General features: G+C 39.1%; 13 protein-coding genes and 1 tRNA gene. 1 reads left to right on the top strand and 13 read right to left on the bottom strand.

The window, feature by feature from the left end; all coding sequences use genetic code 11:
• Positions 1-123 precede the first annotated feature (123 nt).
• The 6 genes from HT698_RS07055 to pbp2a all read right to left on the bottom strand — a co-directional run bounded on the left by HT698_RS07055 (position 124) and on the right by pbp2a (position 4,061).
• Positions 124-195, bottom strand: a tRNA-Glu gene (locus HT698_RS07055).
• 92 nt (positions 196-287) lie between these two features.
• Positions 288-767 carry a sigma-70 family RNA polymerase sigma factor gene (locus tag HT698_RS07050; RefSeq protein WP_173220047.1) on the bottom strand — a complete coding sequence of 160 codons (480 nt, stop codon included), beginning with the start codon at positions 765-767 and terminating at the stop codon, positions 288-290.
• Positions 768-887: 120 nt separating this feature from the next.
• A complete protein-coding gene (gene nusG / locus HT698_RS07045; protein WP_000376739.1) occupies positions 888-1,424 on the bottom strand; it encodes a transcription termination/antitermination protein NusG in 537 nt (178 codons plus the stop codon).
• A gap of 50 nt (positions 1,425-1,474) precedes the next feature.
• On the bottom strand, positions 1,475-1,651 hold the full coding sequence (gene secE / locus HT698_RS07040; RefSeq protein WP_001210991.1) for a preprotein translocase subunit SecE: 177 nt from the start codon (positions 1,649-1,651) through the stop codon (positions 1,475-1,477).
• A gap of 9 nt (positions 1,652-1,660) precedes the next feature.
• On the bottom strand, positions 1,661-1,813 hold the full coding sequence (gene rpmG, locus HT698_RS07035) for a 50S ribosomal protein L33 (protein ID WP_001809375.1): 153 nt from the start codon (positions 1,811-1,813) through the stop codon (positions 1,661-1,663).
• Between the two features lie 52 nt (positions 1,814-1,865).
• The gene (pbp2a, locus tag HT698_RS07030; RefSeq protein WP_173220050.1) at positions 1,866-4,061 is read right to left on the bottom strand and encodes a penicillin-binding protein PBP2A; all 2,196 of its coding nucleotides are present in this window, start codon (positions 4,059-4,061) and stop codon (positions 1,866-1,868) included.
• 86 nt (positions 4,062-4,147) lie between these two features.
• Here pbp2a and HT698_RS07025 point away from each other — a divergent pair, with 86 nt between their 5' ends.
• Positions 4,148-5,023, top strand: a complete 876-nt coding sequence (locus HT698_RS07025; protein ID WP_240147149.1) for an RluA family pseudouridine synthase — start codon at positions 4,148-4,150, stop codon at positions 5,021-5,023.
• A 68-nt stretch (positions 5,024-5,091) separates the two neighbouring features.
• On the opposite strand, the gene gap is transcribed toward HT698_RS07025, so the two are convergent.
• The 7 genes from gap to HT698_RS06990 form a co-directional block, all read right to left on the bottom strand.
• The gene (gene gap / locus HT698_RS07020; RefSeq protein ID WP_000260662.1) at positions 5,092-6,102 is read right to left on the bottom strand and encodes a type I glyceraldehyde-3-phosphate dehydrogenase; all 1,011 of its coding nucleotides are present in this window, start codon (positions 6,100-6,102) and stop codon (positions 5,092-5,094) included.
• Between the two features lie 176 nt (positions 6,103-6,278).
• Positions 6,279-7,580: an ABC transporter permease gene (locus HT698_RS07015; RefSeq protein WP_173220053.1), complete on the bottom strand. Its 1,302-nt coding sequence runs from the start codon at positions 7,578-7,580 to the stop codon at positions 6,279-6,281.
• On the bottom strand, positions 7,549-8,232 hold the full coding sequence (locus tag HT698_RS07010; protein ID WP_173220056.1) for an ABC transporter ATP-binding protein: 684 nt from the start codon (positions 8,230-8,232) through the stop codon (positions 7,549-7,551). Before HT698_RS07010 ends, HT698_RS07015 begins: the two co-directional genes overlap by 32 nt.
• Positions 8,233-8,548: 316 nt before the next feature.
• Positions 8,549-9,469, bottom strand: a complete 921-nt coding sequence (locus HT698_RS07005; RefSeq protein WP_173218212.1) for an XRE family transcriptional regulator — start codon at positions 9,467-9,469, stop codon at positions 8,549-8,551.
• A 122-nt stretch (positions 9,470-9,591) separates the two neighbouring features.
• The gene (gene adhE, locus HT698_RS07000) at positions 9,592-12,243 is read right to left on the bottom strand and encodes a bifunctional acetaldehyde-CoA/alcohol dehydrogenase (RefSeq protein WP_173218210.1); all 2,652 of its coding nucleotides are present in this window, start codon (positions 12,241-12,243) and stop codon (positions 9,592-9,594) included.
• A gap of 298 nt (positions 12,244-12,541) precedes the next feature.
• Positions 12,542-12,952, bottom strand: a complete 411-nt coding sequence (locus tag HT698_RS06995; protein ID WP_173218208.1) for a hypothetical protein — start codon at positions 12,950-12,952, stop codon at positions 12,542-12,544.
• On the bottom strand, positions 12,939-13,382 hold the full coding sequence (locus tag HT698_RS06990; RefSeq protein WP_173218206.1) for a low molecular weight protein-tyrosine-phosphatase: 444 nt from the start codon (positions 13,380-13,382) through the stop codon (positions 12,939-12,941). The genes HT698_RS06995 and HT698_RS06990 overlap by 14 nt, the downstream gene beginning before the upstream one ends.
• Between the last annotated feature and the right edge of the window lie 11 nt (positions 13,383-13,393).

Raw genomic sequence — 13,393 nt, 5'->3', positions numbered from 1 at the left:
TTGTCACTCGCTTCCCTCAAGCGACAACTATATTAGTATATCACAGTCGCTTTCGCTTGTCAACACTTTTTTGAAACTTTTTTAAAACTTTTTTCATCAAGTGTTTCTACCGCAACATACCCATAGTCCGTACGGGATTCGAACCCGTGTTACCGCCGTGAAAAGGCGGTGTCTTAACCCCTTGACCAACGGACCAGAGTTGTTATTTTCAACTCTTACTATTATACAGGCTTTTTAAACTTTGTCAACACCTTTTTTAAACTTTTTTTATTTTTTTGCATGAATTCCTAATGAGTACGGATGTCAAACTCTTTAAACACAATGCGTAAGTCCTTTAGCACTCTTTGACGCCCTCGGAAGCGTTCATCTCTTAAGACGCGTTCTAGTTCTTCTTGTTTCTCTTTACTTTGTTTGTTTCTATAATCTCTTAGTGTTTCATGAAAGAAATAATAATCATCTAGCCACAGACCGCCCTCACTTATACGATGACTTATATCACCCACTTCTTCATAAAGTTCTTTATTATATCTTCGTTTGTGGCTTTCTTGCTTACGGATATAGTCTAAAATTCGATTTCGAAACTTGGTTTTGAAATATTTCCTTAAACGTGGAATATCTTCTACCAATTCTTCTTCTCTACTGATCAATTCATGTAAGCAAATCATACCCTCTTGGTCCCAATCCGATAGTTCCCATAAATGAAGGCAATATTCATTTCTACACTTATATACACTCCCCTGGACTTCTTCATACAATTCTTTAAGCATAATCTCCCCCTTTCTAAATACAGTTTAACAAATCAAAAAGCTAATTTGGTTATTTCCCCCCATTCTGTTCCCTACACCGTCTAAACTGCACAAAAAAGAGAGGTCTTGCCTCTCTTTGGGTTATAATTCTGCGATTTGGTTTAGGTTTACTTCTGCAACTGTGTCATTACCAAACATAGAGATAATCATCTTCACTTTGTTATTATCAATTTCTGTAATCTTACCAGTGTAGTCTGCAAAAGCACCATCAATAATACGTACAGTTTGACCAACCTCAACATCGAAATCAAATTCTTGAACAGTTTGTCCCATAGATACCAAAATGTCACGAATTTCTTGTTCCAATAATGGAGTTGGTTTTGATCTGTTCCCGTGTGATCCGACAAATCCTGTAACGTTTGGTGTGTTTCGCACAACAAACCAAGCTTCATCTGTCATGACCATTTCTACAAGAACATAACCTGGAAAGCGATTTTCTTCTACTTCTTTTCTCTTTCCATTTTTTTCAACTTGCACTGTTTGCGTTGGAATTTCAACGCGTAGAATATTATCCAACATATTGTAGGTTTGTGCACGTTGTAATAGATTTTCTTTTACCTTATTTTCATAACCAGAATAAGTTTGTAAAACAAACCACCCTTTATCAAAACTATCCATGATATTTCCTTTCATAAATAGAAGATTTTTAGTGTACTTTCACTACTCTTCTAAAAAATGTTAATAAATCGAATCAAACCTGAAACAATCAACTGGTCAAAAATGTAAATAATTACTACAAAGAAAGCTGTGTATTCCATGATAGAACGAAAATCTCTCCAGCTTTCCTTGCGAGTTGGCCATGTTGTGTCTTTAAGAAGTCTAAAAATATCTCCAATAAAACGCATCGCTCTCTCCTATCTCGTTTCTCTGTGTGTAGTGTACTTGCCACAATGCTTACAAAATTTATTTACTTCTAGTCGTGTAGGCTTGGGGTTTCCACTGATCTTGATTGAATAGTTTCTCGAACCACAAACCGCACAAGCTAGGCTTGCTTTTTTTAGTGCCATAACGCCTCCATCTTATCTATTATAACAAGAAAGCTAGGCTTTGACAAGCATCTTAGCGAAATAGATTGACTACCGAATCCCATATTGTTTGAGCTTTTTCCTTAATCTTAGCATCCGAGATAGCCCGGCTAGCCTCATCTACTAGACTTTGCGCACGTCCTCGAATATCAGACAAATTATCATCTGTCTGGCTATTATCATTGGTTTGTACTTGTCTTTTTGTGTTAGCTGGTGCAATTCCGTTTTTCTTATATGCATTTTCAACTGTGAAGGTACTTCCTGGTGTATAAGGTAAAATGGTATTTGCAATATTCCTAAAGACATGGGCTGCACCGTTTGAAGTAGATCCTGCTAGATAGTGATTTTCATCAGTGATCGGAAAACCAAGCCAATGACTAATCACCACATCCGGAGTATAACCAATCACCCACTGGTCACTTGTGTATTCCGGATTAAAAACAGCTTCGGTTGTACCAGTTTTCCCTGCCATGACATAATCTGCAGGCGATGAACTAATACCGGTTCCGTTGGTGAATGTCCCCAACATCATACTAGTCATCTTGTCAGCTACAGACTTATCAAGCACCCGTTTTTGTGAATTTTTATGGCTAGCAATAACTTGTCCACTAGCATTTTCAATTCTACTAATAAAATGAGCTTCCGGCATTAAACCTTCATTGGCAAAAACAGCATATGCTTGAGCCATTTGAAGTGGGTTGGTTTCGACACCACTTCCCAAGGCAATACCAAGAACACGGTCGACCTTTTCCATGTTGAGTCCAAATTTTTCGCCCGCCTCAAAAGCCTTATCAAGGCCCAAATCATTAACAGTGGCAACAGCAGGTAGATTAAGCGATTCTGCCAAGGCTTGATACATGGGAACTTCTCGACTCGTTTTGATCCCTGCATAGTTATCAACCTTATAGCTGTCATACTGCATGGTATGGTTATCCAAGAGCTTATTCAAAGCCCAGCCTGCTTCAACTGCTGGCGTATAAACAACTAAAGGCTTAATTGTAGAACCAGGGCTACGTTTCGATTGGGTTGCATAGTTGAAATTCCGGAATCCCGTTTTATCATTGCCAGCAACTTGACCGACAACTCCACGAACTCCCCCTGTTTTCGGTTCGAGAGCGACACTTCCTGATTGAGCAAATGTTCCATCCTCTGCCCTCGGAAATAGCACTGTATTTTCATAGACAACCTGCATATTTGCTTGGTAGTTTTGATCCAGCTCTGTGTAAATGCGGTAGCCATTATTGACAATTTCTTCCTCTGTTAGATTATACTTGGAAACAGCTTCATTAACCACCGCATCAAAGTAAGAAGGATAGCGGTAATCTGAGATTTTCCCTTCATACTTATCGTGCAATTGAGAATTCATATCAACTTCTGCAGCTTCGGTTTCTTGGTTTTTATCAATATATCCTGCTGCAACCATATTTTGTAAGACAGTGTCGCGACGATTAGTCGAATCTTGTACGGAATTCAAAGGATTATACAATTCCGGTCCCTTCAGCATCCCTGCCAGAGTCGCAGCTTGATCCAGACTCACTTCTGATGCAGAAACTCCAAAGTATTTCTTACTCGCATCTTCTACACCCCACACACCATTTCCAAAATAGGCATTGTTAAGGTACATGGTTAGGATCTGATCCTTGCTATATTTTTTAGTCAATTCTAAAGCCAAGAAAAATTCTTTCGCTTTTCTCTCAACAGTTTGATCCTGCGACAGATAGGCATTTTTAGCCAGCTGTTGGGTAATAGTAGAGCCACCACCTGAACGACCAGCAGTGACAATAGCCAAGAAGAAACGACCATAGTTAATCCCGTCATTTTTATAGAAGGAACGGTCTTCTGTCGCAATAACGGCATTCTGCAAATTTTTACTGATAGCAGTCAATTCAACGTAGGTTCCCTTTTGACCAGACAAGGCACCAGCCTCCTTTTCTTCACGGTCAAAAATGATAGTCCGAGTTTTCAAGGCGTTTTGCAAATCATTGACATTGGTTGACTTGGCCACAGCAAACAAATAGGTTCCAACTAGCAAGCCTGCACTCAAACCTAGTATAAGGACAATCTTTGTTAGATGATAACGACGCCAAAATTTTCGAATTGGACCTACTTGGGCCAATTTTTTTCGATCACTACGAGAGCGACGTAGGCTAGTAGAATCAGAGTCCTCTAGTTCACTTGTTTCTTTTTTAAAAAGAGAAAGAAATTTCTCGAATAATTTATCTAATTTCATGCGTTTATTTTATCATCTTCATCATAGGAAGACAAGAATTTAGCTATTTCCTATCAAAATAGGGGGTTTTTTGTTACAATATCTGTATGAAATTCACATTTACATTACCAGACTCTCTACCTCAAATGACGGTAAAGCAATTACTTGAGGAACAACTCCTCATCCCTAGAAAAATCCGTCATTTTTTGAGAATCAAGAAACATATTTTGATAAACCAAGAAGAAGTTCACTGGAACGAGATGGTAAGCCCTGGGGATGTTTGCCAGTTGACTTTTGATGAGGAAGATTATCCCAAAAAGGAAATTCCTTGGGGCAACCCAAACCTCGTTCAAGAGGTTTATCAAGATCAACACTTGATTATTGTCAACAAACCAGAGGGGATGAAAACCCACGGTAATCAGCCGAACGAAATCGCCCTTCTTAACCATGTCAGTGCCTATGTTGGCCAAACCTGCTATGTCGTTCATCGTCTGGACATGGAAACCAGTGGTTTAGTTCTCTTTGCCAAAAATCCTTTTATCCTACCTATTCTCAATCGCTTATTGGAGAAAAAAGAGATTTCTAGGGAATATTGGGCACTCGTTGACGGAAATATCAACAGCAAAGAACTTGTTTTCAGAGACAAAATCGGACGTGATCGCCATGACCGCAGAAAGCGAATAGTTGATACAAAAAATGGGCAATATGCTGAAACACATGTAAGCAGATTAAAGCAATTCCAAAACAAGACTTCCTTGGTTCATTGCAAACTAAAGACAGGTCGAACCCATCAAATCCGTGTACACCTTTCGCATCATAACTTCCCTATTTTGGGCGACCCTCTCTATAACAGCAATTCAAAGATAAGTCGGCTTATGCTTCATGCCTTCCGACTTTCCTTTACCCATCCACTTACATTAGAAAAATTAAGCTTCACTGCCCTTTCAGATACTTTCGAAAGAGAAATAAAAAAGAATGGATGATTGTGTCATCCATTTTTCCATATAAGAAAAGCAAGACCAAGAGGCCTTGCTTTTTATCGACTCATGAATTATTTAGCAATTTTTGCGAAGTATTCAAGAGTACGAACAAGTTGTGCAGTGTATGACATTTCGTTGTCGTACCATGATACAACTTTAACCAATTGTTTACCGTCAACGTCAAGAACTTTAGTTTGAGTTGCATCAAACAATGAACCGTAAGACATACCTAGGATATCTGAAGATACGATTGGATCTTCAGTGTATCCGTATGATTCGTTTGAAGCTGCTTTCATAGCTGCGTTCACTTCATCAACAGTAACGTTCTTTTCAAGAACTGCTACCAACTCAGTTACAGAACCTGCTGGAACAGGAACACGTTGAGCAGCTCCGTCCAATTTACCGTTCAATTCTGGGATTACAAGACCGATAGCTTTCGCAGCACCAGTTGAGTTAGGAACGATGTTTACAGCACCAGCGCGAGCACGGCGAAGGTCACCACCACGGTGTGGTCCGTCAAGAATCATTTGGTCACCAGTGTAAGCGTGGATAGTAGTCATCAATCCTTCAACAACACCAAAGTTGTCTTGAAGAGCTTTAGCCATTGGAGCCAAGCAGTTTGTAGTACATGAAGCACCTGAGATAACTGTTTCAGTACCGTCAAGAACGTCGTGGTTAGTGTTGAATACAACTGTTTTAACGTCGTTTCCACCAGGAGCAGTGATAACAACTTTTTTAGCTCCACCAGCGTGCAAGTGTTTTTCAGCAGCTGCTTTCTTAGCAAAGAAACCAGTAGCTTCAAGAACAATTTCTACACCGTCGTTAGCCCAGTCGATTTGTTCTGGATCACGTTCAGCAGAAACTTTGATGAATTTACCGTTAACTTCAAATCCGCCTTCTTTAACTTCAACAGTACCGTCGAAACGACCTTGAGTTGTGTCGTATTTCAACAAGTGTGCAAGCATAACTGGATCTGTAAGGTCGTTGATACGAGTAACTTCAACACCTTCTACATTTTGGATACGACGGAAAGCAAGACGACCGATACGTCCGAAACCGTTAATACCAACTTTAACTACCATTAGTGATTTCCTCCTTATGAAAATCATGAAATTTTTATTGTGAAAAGAGTAACTTGAATCACTACAAATCACCTTTCAACAAACCTATTATATAACTATTTAAGTTTAATTGCAAGTACGGACATTGTTTTTCTATGTTAGTTTCTTTTTAAGGATATAAATCAAGAACTCCCTTACTATTCATATCGTAGCGATTCTACAGGATCCATTTTACTAATTTTACGTGCTGGGAAGTAGGCTGAGACATAACCAAGTAATAGAGCAAAAGCTAGAGTTCCTAAAACAGATAACAAATTTAATTCAAAAACCTTAGTGATGGATGGGTAAAAATGATTTACAACCGCATTCGCCAAACTTCCCACCCCTTGTGCTACCAAAAAGGCCAGTAGCAAGGCGATGCCTACAATCCAGATAGCCTCGTAAATAAAAATTCCTTTGACATCACGATTTTGATAACCAACTGCCTTCATGACACCTATTTCCTTAGAACGTTGCATGATATTGATGTAAATGATGATACCAATCATGACCGCTGCTACCACAATAGCTTGTGATGAAAGTACAATCAACAATCCCTGAATGACACGAATAAAAGTAATCACAATATCAAGAACCTTCTGTTGAGAAAGAACAGTATACTTCTTGTTTTTCTGCAATTCTTCTGTTATCGCTTTTGTTTGTGATGGATCTTTGAGTTCCAAGATAAAATAAGATACAGCTTTTGTAAATCCAGCCTCTTTCAAGATTGCTTCCATTTGATGAGACGGCATGAAACTGTTGCTGTCCTCCAGGTCATCTTCATCATTGATTACACGTACAATCTTTGTTTGAAATTGAGCAGTCTTACTAGCTTCAGCAGCATTTTCTACAATGCTAGCTGAGACTGATTTGCCAATAACATCATTAGCTGTCAGATTTTTTCCTGTCTGTTCATTCCAATTTTTTAGTAAACTGCTTGGAATCGTCAATCCCTGTTCATTTGAATCAGTATAGAGGGAACCAGCTAATACTTTGTCCGCCTCATTACTACTAACAGAAATACTTGTATCCTCATAGAGACTCACTACTTGAGCATAAGAAGGCATCGTTTGACTCAGATCCATTTCTTGCCCATCTATAGTAATATTTGACATAATCATCCCAAAAGGACTCTCCAAATATTTAATAGCTTCTTTTCCAACTGTATCCGTGATATAGTTCTTATCATCTTGGTTCAAAAAGCCTCGTCCAACATTTTTTGTGTTTAAAGCAATCTGAACTTGAGAAGGAATTTGACCTCCATTCGTATTTTCATCAATCATCGAAATCAAGGCATTTCCCAATCCAAAAGAAATCAAGACTCCTACAAAACCGATTGAGGTTGCTAGCGCAATCAATAGGTTACGCCATTTTCTTTCCAGAAAGTTATTTAAAGAAAGTTTGAATTTATTTTTCAATGATAATCCTTTATTTTTTGACTTCTTCAACGACTTCACCATCCTTCATTTTGATAATCACATCTGCATATTCGGCAACCTCTGGATTATGGGTTACAATCAGTACTGTTTTCCCTGTTTGGGCTAATTTTTTAAATACCTCCAATACCATTTCTTGGGATTGAGAGTCCAGCGAACCCGTTGGTTCATCTGCTACAATCATATCAGGCTGATTTACCAAGGCACGCGCGATTGCTACACGTTGCTTTTGCCCGCCAGAAAGCTGTTTAACATTTTTAGTAATAAAAGGCTCCATGCCCAAGTTACTTAATTGCTCCTTTGCAATCATTGTCATCTCCCTGTCAGATAAATCTTTGACATAGAGAGGTAGCTTGACATTGTCCAAGACAGACTGATGAGGAATAAGGTTAAAGTTTTGAAACACAAATCCAATCTTATCTTTACGAAATTGAGTTAGTTCAATCTCTGATAAGTCACGGAGGGATTCCCCTTTAAACTCTAAACCTCCTTCATATTGTCTGTCTAAACCGCTGATGATGTTTAGTAGACTGGTTTTGCCACAGCCTGACGGACCGTAAATCGCTGTAATTTTACCTTTTGCAATCTGCAGGTTAATATTTCTTAGAGCCTGCTCTTGATGTTTACCGTCCAAAGTGTAAAACTTTGAAATATTTTTAATGGATAAAATGGACATTCTTTCCCCCTTATTTAAAACTGTTATCGTCATACATCATAATTATAGAAAAGCCTTCAAGCGACATCAGCACTGATTGCCACTATGAACCTACTGCTTAGAATTTTTTCTCTATTGCCTAGTTTGCTTCTGGATGTATATCAAGTAATACTCTTCGAAAATCAAATTCAAACCACGTCAACGTCGCCTTGCCGTACTCAAGTACAGCCTGCGGCTAGTTTCCTAGTTTGCTCTTTGATTTTCATTGAGTATAAAATTCATTGTAACAAAAAAGCGGCATTCTCTCAATGACAGAAATGTCACCCCTATAAACTCTTTAACGATATCTCTCTAGATCCTCGGCCCATTCATTATCTAAACTAACGATTAACTTCTCATTGCCAAACATCCTCGCCATCATTTTTGCTTCTTCATACTTTTGTTTTGCCGTATTATAATCAGTCTGAAGATAATATTTCCACTCCACCATCAAGACAATCGGTTGCTTTTGGAAATCTCGTGTTTTCTGCCCTATTTTATTTAAGGTCTCAACTGCTCTCTTAAAATAATGAAACAACCCCATAATTTCTATACAAGCTAAAGAAGCTAACAAGGAATCTCTAAGCAAGTCCAAACAATCGAACTCTATCTTATCAACCTGAGAACTTAGTTTGTCATGAAAACAAAGAATGGTTTCATGCTCAGATTCTTTTATCTCACCCACATTTAAACCATCCATTAACTGACAGTTGAAATACAGTCTCAATTTCAACAAGTCCTCGGCTTTATATACATCTCTGGATAGTAAGTCTTGAAGACCGTCCTCAATCACACCACTTCCGTATAAGGAATTACTAGTCGCTCTCACTTCATCTATGGCTTGAAGACAATCCACTAGCACTTTCTCATCACGTGGCAAATCATCATAAAAACACTCAAAAATCTCATCGAAATATTCTTCCTTTTGTTCCTGCAACTCCTTGTCTCCATAGTCAGGATGATGTAAAAGAAAGTATTTTAATTCTTGGTAACGCTTGGGTAATTCCTTATAATCTGGCATCAAGACATAGGACGGAATTTCTAATCGTTCTGCAATATATTCTAGTGTTTTTATAGTCGGGCGAAATTCTCCTTTTTCTATCCGCACCAACTGACGGACTGATAATTCAGACTCATTCCCGCAAAAAACTGGACGACTAAGTCCTTTCTCCTCTCTTAAAAGTCGCACTTTATCCCCTAACTCATTTATCTTGTTCATTTGCCCCTCGCATGATTATAAAAGATTTGATTTTCAAATAAATATATGCGATGATTATACCATTTTTCAAATAGAATTACAAAAAAGAGACAGGATAACTCCTGCCTCTAGGCTGATAACAATTATTTACGGCGTCCTGGTCTTTCTTTGTAACCATAGTAAGAATCTTCGATGATTTCTTGCATGTGGTCAACCATTGGAAGACGTGGGTTAGCTGGTGAACATTGATCTTCGTAAGCAAGGAAGGCCAATTCACGTGAATGTTCTTTCCATTCTTTTTCATCAATTCCTTGTGCTTTGAAGTTCATTTGGATACCTACACGCTCACCAAGTTCGTAGACAGCTTTTGCGTAAGATTCCACACCTTCTTCTGGAGTAGAAGCTGGAAGTCCAAGCATGCGTGCGATATCTTGGTATTTTTCATCTGCACGGTAGTAGTTGTACTTAGGCCATGTTGCTGTCTTAGCTGGACGTGTACCGTTGTAGCGAATGACGTATGGAAGCAAGATAGCATTTGTACGACCGTGGATTGTGTGGAATTGCGCACCAATCTTATGAGCCATTGAGTGAGAAATACCTAGGAAGGCATTGGCAAAGGCCATACCAGCGATTGTTGAAGCGTTATGCATTTTCTCACGTGAGTGGAAGTCTGCATTCTTAACTGAGCTTTCAAGGTTTTCGAATACAAGTTTGATAGCTTGAAGTGCAAGACCGTCAGTGTAGTCGCTAGCCATTTGTGATACGTAAGCTTCAGTCGCGTGGGTCAATACGTCCATACCAGTGTCCGCAGCAACAAATCCAGGAACTGTCAATACCAAGGCAGGGTCTACGATTGCCACAGTTGGTGTCAATGAGTAGTCCGCGATTGGGTATTTACGGTTGTTTGCTTTATCAGAGATAACGGCAAATGGTGTTACTTCAGATCCTGTACCAGATGTTGTTGGGATTGCGATGAATTTAGTCTTCTTACCAAGCAATGGGAATTTGAAGGCACGTTTACGGATATCCATGAATTTTTGAACAAGGTCACGGAAGTCCACTTCTGGTTGTTCGTAGAAGAGCCACATTACTTTAGCAGCATCCATTGGAGATCCACCACCGAGAGCGATGATTGTATCTGGTTTGAAGGCACGCATAATCTCAGTACCACGGTTTACAGTTGTGATATCTGGATCCGGTTCTACATCAGCAAAGATTTGGTAAACAACCTTATTACGACGAAGATCAAGTTGTTCGATGATACGATCAAGGAAACCAAGCTCTACCATGGCATGGTCAGTAACGATCATGACACGTTCAACGTCACGACATTTTTGAAGGTATTGAATTGAATCACGTTCAAAGTATGTTTTTGAAGGAAGTTTCATCCATTGCATGTTATTTCTCCGTCTTCCGACTTTTTTGATATTCAAGAGGTTAATGGCACTAACGTTATCCCCAACTGAGTTGCGTCCGTAAGAACCACATCCAAGTGTCAATGATGGTAAGAAGGCATTGTAAACGTCCCCGATACCACCGAAAGTAGAAGGTGAGTTACAGATAACACGAATAGCTTTAACAGCTTTACCAAATTCTTTAGTCAATTCTTCGTCAGCTGTATGGATGGCTGCTGAGTGACCAAGACCGTTAAATTCAACCATTTGACGAGCCTTAATAATACCATCTTCACGGCTTTCAGATTTCAAAACTGCGATAACTGGTGATAATTTTTCACGAGTCAATGGCTCATTTTCACCAACTTCTTTACATTCAGCAGCAAGAATGTTTGTTCCTTCTGGAACTGTAAATCCTGCTTGTTCTGCAATCCAAGTTGCTGGTTTACCAACGATGTCAGCGTTCAATTTTGCACCAGCACAGTTTTTGCTGTTTGCTTTCACGCCAAAGCAGAATTCTTCAAGAAGAGCTTTTTCTTTCTTGTTTACAAAGTAAGTATGGTAAGATTTGAACTCTGCTACAAATTCATCGTAAATTTCTTTATCAATGATAACCGCTTGTTCAGATGCACAGACCATACCGTTATCAAATGATTTAGACATGACGATATCGTGTGCAGCTTGGCGAATGTTAGCTGATTTTTCAACATAAGCTGGAACGTTTCCGGCACCTACCCCAAGAGCTGGTTTACCACATGAGTAAGCCGCTTTAACCATGGCATTACCACCTGTTGCAAGAATTGTTGCAATACCTTCGTGGTTCATAAGGGCACTAGTTGCTTCCATAGATGGTTGAGTAATCCATTGCACACAGTTTTCAGGAGCTCCTGCTGCGATAGCTGCATCGCGGACGATACGTGCTGCATGAGCAGATGATTCTTGTGCTGATGGATGGAAGGCAAAGACGATTGGGTTACGTGTCTTCAATGAAATCAATGATTTGAAGATTGCTGTTGATGTTGGGTTTGTTGTTGGAGTGATACCACAAACAACACCGACCGGTTCAGCAATAAGGGTTAAACCTGTTACATCGTCCTCTTCAATAACGCCAACTGTCTTAGTATGGCGCATGTTGTTTACTACGTGTTCACAAGCAAACAAGTTCTTAGTTGCTTTATCTTCAAACACACCACGTCCTGTTTCTTCAAAGGCATGTAAAGCCAATTCTCCATGGGCATCCAAAGCTGCTACTGACGCTTTGGCCACAATATAGTCGACTTGCTCTTGATCCAATTTACGCATTTCTTCAAGGGCTACGAGAGCTTTTTGCACCAACTCATCTACATGTTTTTCAGCAGCGAGTTTCTTTTCCTCTGGTGTCACAGTTTTTTTATCAGCCATATTTTCCTCCATAGCTTTCAAGGATTTAATCCTTTGTTAATTTTTTCACAAGTTTATTATAACGCATTATTTCAACTTTGTAAACAGTTTCATGAACATTTCACAAAGAATTTTTAGTTCCTTGTGAAATTTTTCTCATTTTCTTTTCTTATCAGGTCTTATCTTTGGAATTTGTGAAATTTATTTCAAATATTTTTTATTTCACAAACTTGATTGGAAGAGGAACTTGGAAAGAAAGGGATTTGCAGGTAAGCGCTTACTTTGCAGTTCTAATAATACCTCCTTTGATAAGGAGGCTTTATTTTTGTTGAAAAACGCCTTGTTTAAAAGTCCCTTCATAAACAACTTCTTGTTCTGTTGTTAGTTTCCCTTTTCCTTCAGCCTGACCATTTACAAAATCACCTTCGTAGGTCCAGCCTTCTTTGGATTGAAAGGTACCTTTTCCGTTGAAGGCTCCATTGTTGAAACCACCTGTATATTGATCTCCATTTTGGAAGGTGATGGTACCTTGTCCATTCATTTTACCACGGACAAGACTGCCATCGTAAACAATCGTTCCATTATCGAGTTTTAAGACACCTTTTCCGGGAATATTTAGGAAAAAGACGAGTACAGCACAGATAGCAATGGTAACTACTGCTAGAAGTTCTAAACGTGGACGAGTCAGATAGACACGATACTTGTCGTAAAAATTCTTAAGATTTCCCACCTTCACTCTCCTTTTCTAAACGTTCTAACCATGCTTGACAACCCTCTTGAACACGCTGATAAGTTTCTTCAAAATCTCCAGTATACCAAGGATCTGGAACACTTTCAGATGCAAATGAGTAAATCTTATCTTGACAGTCTACTGGACACATCTGACGTAAGTCAGAAACATTTGAAGCGTCCATTCCGATAATATAATCAAAGGCTTCAAAATCTTCCTTACTAATCTGAAGCGATGTCTTGCAGTTATCATAAGGAATCTCATACTCTTGAAAAATCCCTTGAGTTCCCTTATGAATCGGATTGCCATGTTCCCAAGAGGAAGTCGCTCGACTTTGAATTTCATAATTAGCTGTCATTGATTTCATAACAAACTCGGCCATAGGGCTACGGCAAATATTTCCCAGGCAGACAAAGACTAGTTTTTTCATCCCATTTCCTT

The organism is Streptococcus sp. 3109, from assembly GCF_013276905.1.
GTDB lineage: Bacteria > Bacillota > Bacilli > Lactobacillales > Streptococcaceae > Streptococcus.
The sequence above is the reverse complement of the archived record's forward strand: the minus strand, read 5'-3'. Positions and strand labels throughout refer to the sequence as shown.